General features: G+C 60.2%; 10 protein-coding genes. 3 read left to right on the plus strand and 7 right to left on the minus strand.

Annotated features, from left to right (window positions below; all coding sequences use genetic code 11):
* Window positions 1-319 precede the first annotated feature (319 nt).
* Window positions 320-1,330 carry a DUF1616 domain-containing protein gene (locus tag NATOC_RS18550; RefSeq protein ID WP_015323020.1) on the minus strand — a complete coding sequence of 337 codons (1,011 nt, stop codon included), beginning with the start codon at window positions 1,328-1,330 and terminating at the stop codon, window positions 320-322.
* Between the two features lie 400 nt (window positions 1,331-1,730).
* Here NATOC_RS18550 and NATOC_RS18555 point away from each other — a divergent pair, with 400 nt between their 5' ends.
* Window positions 1,731-2,318: a DUF7344 domain-containing protein gene (locus NATOC_RS18555; protein ID WP_049888851.1), complete on the plus strand. Its 588-nt coding sequence runs from the start codon at window positions 1,731-1,733 to the stop codon at window positions 2,316-2,318.
* 16 nt (window positions 2,319-2,334) lie between these two features.
* Here NATOC_RS18555 and NATOC_RS18560 read toward each other — a convergent pair whose 3' ends face one another.
* Window positions 2,335-2,868, minus strand: coding sequence for a hypothetical protein (locus NATOC_RS18560; RefSeq protein WP_015323022.1), 534 nt, complete (start codon window positions 2,866-2,868; stop codon window positions 2,335-2,337).
* Between the two features lie 136 nt (window positions 2,869-3,004).
* Window positions 3,005-4,693, minus strand: a complete 1,689-nt coding sequence (locus NATOC_RS18565; protein WP_015323023.1) for an asparagine synthetase B family protein — start codon at window positions 4,691-4,693, stop codon at window positions 3,005-3,007.
* A 322-nt stretch (window positions 4,694-5,015) separates the two neighbouring features.
* On the opposite strand from NATOC_RS18565, the gene NATOC_RS18570 reads away from it, so the two are divergent.
* Window positions 5,016-6,362 (plus strand): polysaccharide deacetylase family protein, encoded by a 1,347-nt coding sequence (locus NATOC_RS18570; RefSeq protein WP_015323024.1) that lies wholly within the window; start codon window positions 5,016-5,018, stop codon window positions 6,360-6,362.
* Window positions 6,363-6,639: 277 nt separating this feature from the next.
* Here the strand turns inward: NATOC_RS18570 and NATOC_RS18575 are convergent, their stop codons facing one another.
* Window positions 6,640-7,614 carry a glycosyltransferase family 2 protein gene (locus NATOC_RS18575; RefSeq protein WP_015323025.1) on the minus strand — a complete coding sequence of 325 codons (975 nt, stop codon included), beginning with the start codon at window positions 7,612-7,614 and terminating at the stop codon, window positions 6,640-6,642.
* A 65-nt stretch (window positions 7,615-7,679) separates the two neighbouring features.
* Window positions 7,680-9,479: an oligosaccharide flippase family protein gene (locus NATOC_RS18580; protein ID WP_015323026.1), complete on the minus strand. Its 1,800-nt coding sequence runs from the start codon at window positions 9,477-9,479 to the stop codon at window positions 7,680-7,682.
* Between the two features lie 97 nt (window positions 9,480-9,576).
* On the opposite strand from NATOC_RS18580, the gene NATOC_RS18585 reads away from it, so the two are divergent.
* Window positions 9,577-10,656, plus strand: coding sequence for a polysaccharide deacetylase family protein (locus NATOC_RS18585; protein WP_015323027.1), 1,080 nt, complete (start codon window positions 9,577-9,579; stop codon window positions 10,654-10,656).
* Window positions 10,657-10,678: 22 nt separating this feature from the next.
* On the opposite strand, the gene NATOC_RS18590 is transcribed toward NATOC_RS18585, so the two are convergent.
* Window positions 10,679-12,238, minus strand: a complete 1,560-nt coding sequence (locus NATOC_RS18590) for a twin-arginine translocation signal domain-containing protein (RefSeq protein ID WP_015323028.1) — start codon at window positions 12,236-12,238, stop codon at window positions 10,679-10,681.
* Between the two features lie 301 nt (window positions 12,239-12,539).
* Complete coding sequence (locus tag NATOC_RS18595; RefSeq protein WP_015323029.1) at window positions 12,540-14,219, minus strand: alkaline phosphatase family protein; 1,680 nt, start codon at window positions 14,217-14,219, stop codon at window positions 12,540-12,542.
* Window positions 14,220-14,309 lie beyond the last annotated feature (90 nt).

The raw sequence follows: 14,309 nt of genomic DNA on the forward strand, positions 1-14,309 counted from the left end.
AGCCTGCCATTGTAGCGTGGTTAGATTCAGCAGTGACGGATTTATCCCACGGCTACCGCCGTGGGTTTTCTCCTGCATTTCGTATAAGGGAGAACCTCACGGCGTTAGCCGTGGAAGGATGTCAGCAAAAGACGAAAGGGTCGAAGCGTCTCGTCGTCGAGCGAGAGACCGTTGGTCTTCCGAACGACCCTGAGACACTCGCTTTGCTCCATCCGTAATTGTAAGAATAATGCTCTCGTCAACCGCGTTGCCTACCGGCGGGATGGCGGAGAAAGCAAGTCCGATGCGACGGAAGGGCTCCTTCGTAGCAGCCACGTGGCTATGAGACCGTTACTGGCAGCTCGATCGTCCGATACGCGCTGTCTTCGCTCGGGTCGTCAGGTGCGTCGTCCTCGTAAAGATACAGCATCAGCCGAAGGTCGTCACCGGTCATCGTTGGCTCGAATTCGAGGGTCTGTTCATGCGTCTCGCCGTGTGAAACGGTCGCAGACTCGCTCGTGAGAGTGTCCTGTTCGTGGACAGTGACGCTCTCGTTGTCGTAACTCACTTCTTGAAGTGCTACGACGGTCGTATAGGATCGTTCTTCCTGCTCCTCGTTAGCGATGTACGCCGTTACCGACTGTGATTCGCCTGCTGCAAGCGTGTCCTCATAGGGTGCCTCTACGTCGCCGTCGACCACTTCCGTCTCGGCGACCTCGTCGGTATCGAGATAGAACTCGGTGTAGCTATCATGGCTGGGCGGACTTGCAACGGCGAAGCCTGCGGTGGCGGCCAGAACGAGCAACGCGACCAGGAACATGACGTTGTAAGGTCTAGCACTTGGATCGGATCGGCCGAACGAATCGCTGGCGTTAGAAAACAGTAACGACGTTCCCGTCAGAGTGGGGGTGAATCGGCGCTCCGGAGGGCAGCGATACCGCTGAACGATCCCGACCAACGACAGTGTGATCGTTACGAACGCCGTTCCCGCGAGAATAGGAAGTATCGAAATCCCCCACGGTGTTATTGTTGAGCCGAGCGCTACTGCAGGGACGATCGCGATACTCGCGACGATCGAAAGAACGAACCGTTCGATCGCCCGGAGTCCGGTGTTGTTCAGTACGGATCGGCTGGTACCCTGGCTTTCGTCGTCAAACGTTTGGTACTCGGACTCCGGTGCGTCCGGGTACAGCACCGAGATGAGAGCGTAGCCAGGGAGAAAAAGCAACAGCGGAAGACCGAGAACAACCCTGATCGATCCAGAGATCGAGGTAAACAGTCCGAAAGTAACGAAACCGGTCACTGCAATAACGATCGCAAGATCGAAAAACCACCAGTCGGAGTCGCTCATTACGGGATCATTGGATCTCGAGCGTTTAGTTATCGGTCATATAAGCGCGGGGCGGTTTACCAAATGGTCGGCTCAGTAGTAGGAAATGACTGGTACAGTAGTAGGACTTTCGACATCAGCTGCCTCTCTCGGTGCGAGGGCGTCACACGAATCGAGTCGATTCTCCGCACCGGAACGTTCTACCTCAAAAAACAATGGCATCGATTGTCACTTTTTTAGGGAGTATTGTTTCAGGCCCTAACCCGCGATAATAGCAGCTGTGAGTTCTCTATCGCTACAGTACAAAATATAAAACTGTCTGAACGGGTGGGTTAGGACGGATTTCACTGAAGTCAAACCGTTCATCTATGGACGATTTTCAGGGTTTAATACTGATCCATGAGTGCGATCGGTCAACGCGATGAGCTCCACTGAGACCGTTACAGCAGATCGAAATAAGGGTGAAAACCGGAATGAGGGGACTGTTTCCAGTGACAGTGAAATTCCGGTCGACGAGATCTTCCATATTCTTCAGAATGAGCGCCGGCGGATGGTTCTTGAGTATCTCCAAGAGACGGACGACTCCGTTCGGATGCGCGACGTCGCCGAGCAGGTAGCCGCCTGGGAAAACGATACGACCGTCGAGGAGCTAACGTCCGATCAGCGACAGCGCGTCTACATCCCGCTGTATCAGTCACACCTCCCGAAACTCGATAAGGCCGGTATCATCGACTACCAACAGAACCGGGGTGTAGTCGAGCGAAGACCACTCGCACGCCAACTGGATTACTATCTCAACGCGGATTCGAATGCGAGTACAAACGACGCTTCAGAAGCGAAAGAGGCCGATTGGGACGACTATTACATCGGTGCTGCGGGCGCGGGCGCACTCCTACTGCTAGGTGCGATCTTGGAACTACCACTGCTTTCGGTTATTACGGGTATCGGGCTGAGCGCAGTGATCCTACTAATGTTTACGACTCTGACGATCGGTCAGTATATCAAATAAGGGCGTCTCCTTGATATCAGCGATAGATCGTAGTGACGACACCGAGACAAGCGACCAGAAGACCGACAACCGAAACGACTGCCGTAACTTCGAATATCACCGGGACAAGAAACAGTACCGACGCCATCGCGAGAACACCCGTGAGCGCATAGTTCCACTGGCTGGTGGTGTGATTGTCGGCGAGAGTAACGGTTCCGCGTTCGGGATAGAACTCGATCACTCCAGAGGCGTCGAGCGCTGGGAGGTCCGTCTGCGAGAGGCGTTCGTGAATGTCACCCCAGGCTTCGACATCATCGGTTCCACTGGCGTCGTAGAGCTGATCCACGATCTCATCGATCGTTACAGGTCCGTTGCGTGATTCAAGAAGGGAGACGACGTTCCATTCGAGCTCGGTAGCCGGTCCGGTCGTCGACGTCTCGGTCTCGCGGTCATCCGAAACGATCGACGATTCGTCGTATTCGAGCACTCTAACAGACGTCGACGCTTGAACGGTGGACTCGTCGCCACTCGAGTCCGAGGAGGAGTTCTTTCTAAACGGCGTCAGACGCATATTGTCGATCACACACGTCCGGTACTATAAATATGCTCTCGATAGCATATGATAAATCCGTTGCGGCCGTTTGTTCACGCGTTCAAACCGACGATAAACGTTTTACAGAACAGGAATGCTACCCGATTACGGGGCACTATTGAACGAGAGACGTGTTTCGGGTGAGCCATTCCGTATGTTGATCAGTGCTGTCGTCCCAGCTTTCGACCCAGCCCAGAAAGTCATTAAGCCGGAGCTTGTGCCTCGCAGGCAGGTCGTAAACGTGTTCGAGTTCTGGCAACAGTCGCTGATCAAAATTATAACGGGTAAAGAGCTGTTGCCGGTCCGGCCACGGAGATTCGAAAGAGTCGAAGAGCGGTGTTTTGCGCCGAACGAACCGCTCCATTTCGTTGAACAGTTTTACATTGTGTGGTCGATCCGGCGGTCGGTGACGGAGCATCTCCGGATCGATCCGTTTACAGGCCGCAAGGAAGGTATCGGTGGAGCGTTTTGACGGTGGTGCACGGAGATGCCAGTCGAGTAGCTCCACATCCGTCGCCAGAAATGAAGCGAAGAAGTTATCGGCAAGCTGGGTATGGAACGGCATCGACGGCTGGTTGGCGATTCCACAGCAGTTGATCGCGTTCTGGATCGAATCGGACCGACCGAGCATCGCTTCGAACTCCGTTCTGACGGCCTGTCTGACGAACGATTCGGGATCGACACCGAAATCGGTTCGTTCTGCGAGTTCCTGGCTCGTCGACCGCGAGTAGCCAAATTTCGAAAGGAGGACGTCGATCGGATCGGGATCCGGATCAAGTCGTTCGAACGGAACCTGCTTGCCGAACACCTCGAGGTCGACGTGAGCTGTAAAGTGACCCCGAAAGAACGTATCGCATAGCAGGCCGTGGTAGATCGTGTCGACGTCGATCTCGTTCGTATAACCGGCGTGGTGGATGTGAAGCGACTCCTTGATACCCTGTGAGTAGCGAACCTTCGACTCGTCAGCATAGAGGTATCGTTCGTCAGGACCGAACGCCGTGTGATCAGCCCCGTACTGGGCTGCAAGTCGTTTGGCACCGATAACCTCCTGTGCCGTCGAATTACCGACCGTATAGCAGTGTTCGATCTCTGGAAGTTGGGAGAGAAGCGTGCGAGAGTCGTACCCCGCTGAGAGGAGCAACCCTTTCCGTCCGGGGAGGATCGACCGTCGTTCGATCGCACGTTCGAGCCGGTCTGCAAGCGTACCCACGTAGTCGAACTCGCTGGTATCGTAGACGAACCGATCGAGATCGGTTACCGATGACGGGCGCAGCTGACTGTCGATCGGAAGCCTGGAGAGCTGTTCGAGGCTCGTTTTTTCTCCGAGTGTAACGCCTAGATGGAGGAATTCGAGGATGCCGTCTCGGTGGAACGACGGCTCAGTGATCGTTTCTGCGACCGTCGAAGAGTCGGTGCCGAAGACACGAACACCCGGTTCGTCGGTGTAGAAACACTCCCGAGAGCGAACCGGGTCGGTCGCGACGAACGACTCGTTGGGGGTATCAAGGACGACGAGATAGGAACCGTTGAGTTCGGCCAGCGCCTCGGAGCCATCGCGTTTGTAGGCTTCGAGGAACCAGCGGGCGGCGTTCGTTTCTCGGTCAGGGACATATATTTCGCCCCAGATGACACAGCAACCGAACTCTCCCTCGTAGCTCGCGCTCCAGCCGGGCGTCCCGAGCCCGAAATCCCTGATCCCAACGGTTATCGACGGTCCAACGACGACATCGTCGAACTCGTCCATCGACCGAAATCGGGTAAACGATTCTGTACCGCCAAAGACACCGAAGAGTTCCGTATTCATCTCAAGACCATCTCGCTGCGTGACCGTGCGTGGAAACCGTCACGGCGGAACCACTTAACCGCCTCACTCGCCACGCACGCGTCGAGCTACAATACACTGGAGGCGAGCCACCATTAACTATAGTTCCGCTAATCGAATCACAAAGTGAATAGTATCCGTGAGACCAATAAACAGAGGCACAAGACGACGGATTTTCCGCCTACAACCTTTTATGACGGCACATTCACGGCCACTAACACTCATATAAGACGCCCAACCGGAGAATTCGTCTCCCCTATTGGCTCCATAATAATACCGTTGCTGTTGCTAGCCGAAGCCAGCAATGACAAAACGACGGAACACCCGACGGCGGTTCCTCGCAGCGTCCAGTGCAACGGCTATCGCAGCGATGGCCGGCTGTACCGACGTTCTCTCTGACGATAGCGATGACGACGACGAGAACGGCGAAAACGGCGAGAACGGCGACGACGAGAACGGTGAAAACGGCGAGAACGGCGACGAATACGAATCGCCCGAGCTCGCCGTCGAAACGGAGTACAACAGCCGCGAGGAGTTCAGACAGCCCGGCGAGCAGCTCAACGACTTCGAGACGGGCGATGACTGGGAGATCCTCGAAGGCGAAGCCGAAATCGACGACGAGTACTCCTTCGACGGAGACCAGAGCCTCCGTCTGATGGCTGAGGACGAAGGCAACGCCGTCGTCGCGACGCAGCTAGACGAGGCGATGGACATGGAGGATCTCGACGTCTCGATGGCAGTCCAGACGACGACGCCGTTCAATATCGCCCTCGAGATCCAGCTGCGCGACATCTACGGCGGGTACGCGAGCTACTCCCTCCGAGAAGTGTCGTATGGCAATGACAACGTCAGCTGGTTCAGAATCTGCCCCGGGTTCTTCGACGAGAGTACGACCCCCGTCGAACAGGACGCGATCGACGAGGTCCGTATCATCGTCCACAACACCGGCGACGAAGCCGAGGTATGGGTCGACGACCTGCGCACACACGAAAAGCCCGACCAGGGATACGTTATTCTCTGCTGGGACGACGGATTCGAGGACTTCTACGAACCGGCAGGACCGATCCACGACGAGTACGACGTCACCGCGGTCCAGGCCGCCGTGCGCCAGTGGACCAGAGACCAACGCGAAGGGATTATGACAATCGACCAGCTTCTGGAGCGACAGGAGGCTGGCGATCAGATCGTCGCTCACGGGACTCACACCGAGTGGACCGATCTTGATGACGCAGAACTCGAGGACGCAATAAGCACGGACAAGAACTGGGCAGTTAACAACGAGCTCGAGGGCGGTCACTACCTCGTCTTCCCGCACAACGACTTCGACGACCGCGTCCTCGACATCGCTACGGACTACTACTACGCGGGCGGGTTCAACCAGTCCGGGAGTCCCAACCTTACGGGCGTCCACGGGTTCGATCCGCTGGTGATGCCCCGGACGATCGGTCACGATCTCGACATTGCGATGGACTGTGTCGATATCGCCGCCCAGCACCGTCAGTGTACGGTTCTGAACTTCCACGAGTTCGATCTGGACAACACGATGGACGAAGACGACTACGAGGAACTGGTCCAGTACATCGACGAGACCGACGGCGTTGAGGCTATCGACTTCGACGACCTCTGGCTGATGCGTCGCGAAGGTCACTGATCGAGCTGCGTCGACGACCACTCCGAGCGTCTTCTCTGCCGACTGAGTTTCTTCTCGAACCCGAGCCGAAACGGTGCGGGTCGTCGCCTCGAATACCGTTCTCGAGGCGGACCGGTAACAGATCCGACCGGTTCGTCTCCGATCGATCGCTCCCGAAGGCGCAGTCAGCGGTGATTCTGTTTCCGAAACGGTAGGGTGATGGAATATTCGCAATATAGAAGAGTTTATATTTATGCATGTATCAGTGAAAAAGCGTCTGGTATAACGGGTGATCGCTTCAGGAGCGCCGCCCAAACCAGTTGCCGATCAGGGCGGCGAGAAGTACGAAACCGATGATGAAAAACGGGCCCGGACGGCGCCGAACGCCGGAAACTGCCGACCAGATGACGCCCGGAACGTGGCGCGTCGCGGGTCGAGCGCGGGCGAGATGCCACGATCCCCGGACCGGTCGCCCCTCGCTGAAGTAGCTCTTCGCGAGGACGAGGTCGTGGCTCGAACGGATTTCGTACCCCGCTGCTTCGAACCGATCGACGTCCTCGGCGTACAGCGAGAGGTACTGCTCGTCGGCGCGTCTGATCGTGTCCGCTGGAGGTGTCCCTGTTTCCTCGCGGACGACAAGCGGTTCGTCGACGTATGCGAGTTTTCCTTCCTCGAGAATTCGCAACACGAACTCGGGGTCCTGGAAGCGGTCGAGCGTTTCGTCGAATCCGTCGACCGTTCTCGCGACGTCGGTTCGAACGATCAACGTCGACCCCGCACCCGTATGAACGTTGTCGGCGAGGATCTCGCCGATGAGCTCCTCTCCGCCCTCCATCTGGGGCTGGTCATCAGCACGGGAGAGGACGTCGGCAGCCAGCCCGCGAAGTCTATCGACGGGACTGGGAAGCTCGAACGTAAAGTCACAGTAGGCCGCGACCCACTCCTCGGAGCGTTTCTCGAGGACGTCGAGTTGCGCCTCGAGTTTCTCGGGTTTCCATTCGTCGTCGGAGTCGAGGAAGGCGACGTACTTCCCGCGAGCGTGTTCGATACCCGTATTTCGTGCGACGTTTGCTCCCCGGTTCGTCTCGTGGGAGATCGGCCGCACTCGATCGTCGTCGTAAGACTCGAGAACGGACTCGGTGTCGTCGGTCGAACCGTCGTCGACCACGACCACCTCCAGTTCCTCGTGGGTCTGTGCCAGGACGCTGTCGATCGCTCTCGAAACCGTCTCCTCGCGGTTGTACGTCGGAATAATGACGCTAACCAGAACCATTTCGTTCGACACTGTGCTCTCCCGCGCTTTATTATCGACGGACTAAGATCGCGGTGGGGGTTTCGCTAGCCAAAAACGGGAACGCCGGTATCCGGGCCGAACGTCGCGAGGAGAATTCCCGACAGCAGCAGCGTGATTCCGGCCAGAAACAGCATGCTTTGGAACCAGCCGACGGCCGTCAGATCGCCGTTGACGTCCTCGAGACGACGACGGATCGGTTCGGCTCGCGGACCGATCGGCTCCGGCAGTGCAGCGAGAAGTTCGAACGGTTCGGAGGGCGCTATCGTACCGGTGAGAACCGCAAAAACGAGAGCGATAAACAGCCCGAACAGCGGAACCAGAAGGAGCGCCAGCCAGGGGTTGACGACGACGGTCGCGAGAGCGAAGATCGGTACCGCGGCGAGTGCGGTCGTCGCCGCGACCCGTCCGAGACGCGCGCCAGCGAGCGGATCGAAGCCGATCCGTCGTGCGGCGAGGACGTGGAAGACGAACATCGATCCGTAGCCGATCGTTGTCGCGACCGCCGCGCCGTACATCCCGTACGGCGGGATCAACAGGATATTGAGCACGACGGTGATTCCCGCGGCACCTGCAGTGGCCGCGATCGGGTAACGAACTGCGTCCTCGGCTTTCGAGGCCGCGAAAACGGGTCGTGCGAGGGCGAACCCGAGTGCGCCGGGCAGGAGCACCAACAACGGCCCGATCGCCGGCGTCGCGTCCGAACCGAAATAGATCGGAACGAGGGTGTCGGCAAGCGCCCCGAGAATGACGGCGACGACCGCGGTCAATAAAGCGGTGTACCGGGTCGTTTTCGGTGCGAGAGGCGCAAGCTCCTCGACTCGGTCGCGTGCCCACAGCGCCGGTGTAGAGCGGGTGGGGACCGCCTGGAGGGCGATCGGAACGAACCAGAGAAGTTCCGCCACGAACAGTGCCGCGCGGTAGTTCCCGACTGCGGCGCTCTCCCGAAACTGATGGAGGAGGAGAATATCGACGTGATAGAGCAAGGCGAACAGGAAGAGCAAAACGACACTGACCGAGTTGACCGCAAGCAGCTCGGTGCGGGGGAACTCCCGGGGAGGAATACGCAGCACGCTCGACAGCGACACGTGTTGATGGATCGCTACGAGCCCGATGGCGCCACAGATGATACTCGCGACCGCATGTCCAACCAGCGCCCCTGGAACGCCGAATCCGAGAGCGAGGAGTGGGATCGCGACGACGGCAAACGCTACCTTTTCGAGGACGCCGAGCGATTCGGCGTGACCCTGGAGACCCAGTCCCGCAAGCGTCTCGCGAGAGTAGAGTTGAAACTGAACCGAGACGCCGAGTATGGCCAGTCCGTAGACGTAGCTCGTGTACGTGTCGCCGAACAGTGTCGCGACGTATCCGTTTCGGGAGAGAAAGACGAGAACGAACGCGCCCGTCAGCGCGAAAAGCAACGCCAGTCGAAGGTAGTAGCCGACGACGTACGGCTCCCAGTCGGCGATCGATCGTTCGGCCTCCAGGGAGTTGCGAACGCCGTCGACGATCCCGGAACTCACGAGAATCGCGTAGAACGCGAACGCCGACAGCAGAACCGAGTAGTCGCCGAACTCCGCGGGACCGAGCAGTCGAAAGATGATCGGAAGGGTGACAAAACCCAAAAACAGCGTGGCGATCCTAGCGCTACCGGTCGAGAGGCTACCACTAGAACGCCGACTCACGCGGTCCTCCAGGAGCGATACCGTCGGACCGCTCCGATCGCCGACGCTCCTCCAACTAGCGGTACGGACGTAGTAGCCACAGTAACCGAAGCTCTGGTTCGGGAAGGACTTATTATAACCGAATTCCGCTCCCCGGGACTCGAGAACCGCTCGGACCGACAACGCTCTTATCGTGGGCGCTGTCAGAAAACTCGGCGGTGGAGAGCGGGCGACATTAACCGAGAGATAAATAGGTAGCTGGAACTATCAGGTAGCTACGATGAACGAGAAATCGACGCGACGAGTGCTCCTCGGCACCCTCGGCGCCGGAACCCTCGGGGCAACCGCGGGTTGTCTCGACAGCTTGAGCGACGATGGCGACGATGAAGACGGCGAAAGCGATCCGAACGGCGACGACGAGCCGGAGCAGTCCGACGAGGACGACGAACCTGACGAGGAGGCCGAGGAGATCCCCGATATCGACGGCGGTGCCGTCGTGTTCACGTACGACGACGGGCCCATGCAGGACTACGAGCAGGCGTTTCCCGTTCACCAGGAGTTCGACGCACCTGCGAGCGCGGGCATCGTCACGGAGTGGGTCGGTCGCGAGGACTTCGACGACAACGACTGGATGGACGTCGAACACCTCGAGGAGCTCGCCGAAGCCGGTTGGGAGATCAACTCCCACACGACCGCACACACCGCGCTGGGCGAGTTCGAGCTCGTCGAGGACGTCGAACCCGACGACACGCGCGTCTATCCGGAGGAGCGAAACCACGGCTTCCACCTGGAGTACGATATCGAGGTCACCGACGGCGACAGTTCCGTGGTCCGAACCGTCGTCGACTCCGGTCAGGACGACGTCGGCGGCTACCTCGAGTTCGACGAACCGGTTGGCGAGTCGTTTGCCGCCGGCGAAACCGTCGAACGCTACCCGGAGGAACTCATGCACGAGTTCCTCGGGGATTCGAAGGCCCAGCTCGAGGAGTGGGGGTTCGAGGTCGACACCCTGCTCGCGCCGTACGACGTCTGTGACGAGTGGACGATCGAGTTCGCCCGGGAGTACTACGATGGGATCGCGAACGTCAACCCCGGGTCGATGGTCAACGAGCGGGAGTCGTTCGACCCGTTCGACACCAACCGCGACTACTTCATCGAGTTCACCGATCCCCTCGACATCCAGGAGCAGCTCGACGAGGTCGCTGCCCAGAATGCGATCGGGATCGTCGGCGCACACACGTTCAAAGACGAGGTCGACGAAGAGGGCATCCGCGAGATGCTCGAGTGGATCGAGGAGCGAGACCTGACGGTCGTCACGCTCACCGACGCGTTCCGGGCCGTCGCCGCCGAGTCGGAGTAGGTCGTCGGGTGGGCCTCACGCTCTAGCTGCGACCGCGGACGCCGCCGTGAATGTGGTTCTCTTCGAGCGTCGAACCGGTCGCCTCCGGCGCCAGGTAGGCGCCGGCCTCGTCGCCGGTCGACTCGAGCTCGGCGTTGCGAACCAAGTTGTCGGCGCCGCGGTCGACGTAGGGGTACCGACTGGCCTCGAGGGTCGCCCGCTCGACGGTCGCGTTCTCTCCCGTCACCACGAGCGCGTCGCGGTCGACGCCGTCGCGACCCGGCTGATCGACCTCGAGGTCGGTGAACTCGCAGCCGTTGCGCTCACAGCGAATCCCGGACCGAAACCCAGCGGTATCGCCGGCGGCGCCCGCGACGCGGAGCCCCTCGGCCAGAACGCGGTCCCGGCTGTCGGCGCCTCTGATCCAGACCGGGTAGCCGCCCGCGGTCTCGTGGGTGATCGTCGTCTCCCGGATCGTCGTCTCGCCCGCTCGCGGTGAGATCACGATCCCGTGGTTGACGGCCTCGCCCTCGATATCGACGTCAACGTCCTCGATATGTGCGCTCTCGCAGGTGTTGAGCACCGACAGCGCGTGGCTCGTCGGCTGGGGAGATGTAATCGTGATCTCGGCATCGCTCACCAGCAGATCTTCGCCGGTTTCGAGGCGAATCGGTCGCTGCGAGCGATCGTGCGGTCCAGTTTCGTCGACTTCGACGGTTACGCCCCTGATCTCGCTGCCCGACCCGCCGATACGAACGTTCGCGCCGTTACTGTTCCTGAAGGTTCCGCCTTCGACGACGTAGGTCCCGTCCTCGTTGGTCGCGTACAGACCGTTATCCGGGAACCCTCCGAGTTCGCAGTCGCGAAACTCGAGGTGACCGACGTTCGTGTTCGCCTCGATTCCGATCGGGCCGCGCCAGCCGTTGCCGGCGTGGACCGTCTCGTCGATGTGCTTGCCGCCGTCGGGCGCTCGAAACCGTTCGACGACCCCCGTCCCCTCCGGATCGGTGAGCGCGAACAGTCCCGGCCCCGACGTTCCGCTGTCGTGGACCCCGCGAATCGTGATATCCCGCACCTCGAGCCGATCCGAGACGCTGGCCTCGATCACCCTGATCCCGGTGTCCGGAGCCGTCTGGTCGACGTCGAACCCGTCGAACGTCAGCCGTCCGCCGGGGTTGTACGAAACGCCCAGACGGAACAGGCGGGTCTGTGGCCCGTCGAACGCGTGGTAGTCGGCCGGAACAAGCGTCGCGTCCTCGCCGAAGAAGCCGACGTTCTCGAACCCGGTGAACCGGAACTGGCTGTCCATGTAGTATCGCCCCTCCGGGAACACGAAGGCGGTGTCGTCGGATCGAAGCTCCTCGAGGACGGGCGTGATCGACTCGGAGCCGGTGTTGTCGGCCCCGGCCTCGACGACGTCGACGACGTCGTCGTACCCCTCCCGTGACGCGGCGCCCGAGGTGGTCCCCGCTCCCAGCAGTCCGAACGCGGCCGCCCCTGCCACCGCGGTACCCCGCAGGAACGACCGCCTGTTCGGACTCCGCTCGTCCGTCGTTCGCGTACCCGTTGCTATCCGCTCGCCCGCGTCACTTCCGTTCACCATTGACAGTCAAGATATATTTATAGTCTCCACCGTAATATATATTGTCCTATCTGTTTGGAGAATAAATAAACTCCAGTAGGAGTCTCAAAATGGGGCGAGGACACCTGAACGGTCGTAACTTCCCGCGGGAAGACGAGTCGGAAGGCACGTGAGCCGACACTCCGCATCGCGAAGGCGGAAAGGATGATAGCAGGGGCCGCGTCGAAGGCTGCGCTGGGCCGTAGGGCGAGGACGCCGACAGACCGGAGTCCGGTACTCGGGCTGGAAGAGCCAGGCCGCGTCGGTCGGGGAAAAGGAGCGCTCAGTTCATGTAGCCGAGGTCGGCCAGTCGGTCCGTGACTTCCTCGTCGGCTTCCGTGCGCTGCTCGTCTGTTTCACCGTCGTAGGCGGGATACGAGGTCGATCCGGCCGAATCGACGACCGGGATCACGCTCCCGTCCATTCGGTCGCTGTAGGGGACGTCGAACGACGCCAGGATCGTCGGTGCGACGTCGAACAGGTGCGCCCGTTCGAGGGGTTCGTCCTCGTCGACACCGTCTCCGGCGGCGGCGAAGACGCCGTCGAGCTTGTGGTTCCACGGTTCGGCCGCGGCGAAGTACTCGCCCCGGAGCTGTTCGGAGAGCGCGTGTTCGAAGTCGGTCGGGATCGTCACGATATCGACCGCGTCGTCGGCGTACTCGCCGTGGAAGTACTGCTCGCGGGGCGCGACGGTCTCGAAGATCGGCTCGCCGTCCGGCGTCTCGACGTCCTCGAGTTCACGGATGAGCTCCTCGCGGAGCTGCTCGTACTCGTCCTCCGAGACGACACCCTCCGGATCGCGACCCTCGAGGTTGATCCGAACGCCGAGTTCGGTACGTGCACGGACGTACGCCTGCGAGTTCTCGAAGTCGACCTGTTCGTTCGCGGTTCGTGCGACGCCACCCGGCGCGAACTTCTTGACGGTCTCGGCCAGCCCGAGCCGCTCGAGGACGACGCCGACGTTGCGAGCCGTAATCCCGAACCGGTCCGCGACGACCGCTGCGGCGCGCTCGCCGAGGCTAGGTTCCCAGGTGTCTGATTCCTCGCCCTTGCGGAGCTTGCGTCGCATCGGCGTCCAGGACGGCATTCCCTTCCCGGAAGTGGTCGTCTCGACGTACCCTCGATCCTTGAGGAACTCGTTGGCTCGGAACTCGTAGCCGTCGTACTCGCCCATCCCATGGTCACTGGCGAGGAAGACGTGGTCGGGATCGAACCGCTCCAGGATGGCGGCGATTTCGTCGTCGGTCGTTTCGTACACCGAGCGGACCTTCTCCTCGTCGCCGAAGAACTCGTGGAAGACGGTGTCGGTTTTCTGGAACTGGACGAATCCGAAGTCGGGATCGTACTCCTCGGCGAGATACCGAAACGCCGCACCGCGCATCCGGATCAGGTTCCGGTACTCTTTCATCTTCTCGGAGTCGGGTAGCGCGTCGTCGTCCCGGGCGTAGGAGGGGTAGACGCGATACTCCCCGATCGCCTCGCGAACCTCCTCGAGCAGTCCCTCCGGGTGACAGTCCGGACTCTCCGGACCGATGAACCCGGGGAGCAAGGCTCCGTCGAACTCCTCGGGCGGATGGGTAATCGGCGCGTTGACGACGACGCTCGAGTAACCGTGTCGGTCGAGCAGCGACCAGAGCGTGTGTTCGTTGACGTCGTCGCTGCTGGTTACGTGCCAGTCATAACCGTCGTAGCCGACGAAGCCGAACGCGCCGTGTTTGCCCGGGTTTGCGCCCGTGTACATCGACGGCCAGGCGCTCGGCGTCCACGGCGGGATCTGTGACTCGAGGGGCGCGCTCGCTCCCTCGGAACAGAGACGGTGGATCGTCGGAATCTCCTCCGTTTCGTCCAGGTCGTCGAAGACGGAGAGATCGCCCGCGTCGATCCCTATCAGTAGCGTGTTCATACCGGTAGATTCGTCGTTCGGTTCCGCTTCCTCGTTTCGAGACGGCGCGCTCCGTTCCATATTCTGGTGTGGGGGTGTTCGTTCATAGCAGACCGATGTCGAACCGGACGTAACCGCTTCGCTTCGAAGCGTGGATCGGCATCACCTTAT

Origin of the sequence: Natronococcus occultus SP4 (genome assembly GCF_000328685.1) — an archaeon.
Lineage (GTDB): Archaea > Halobacteriota > Halobacteria > Halobacteriales > Natrialbaceae > Natronococcus > Natronococcus occultus.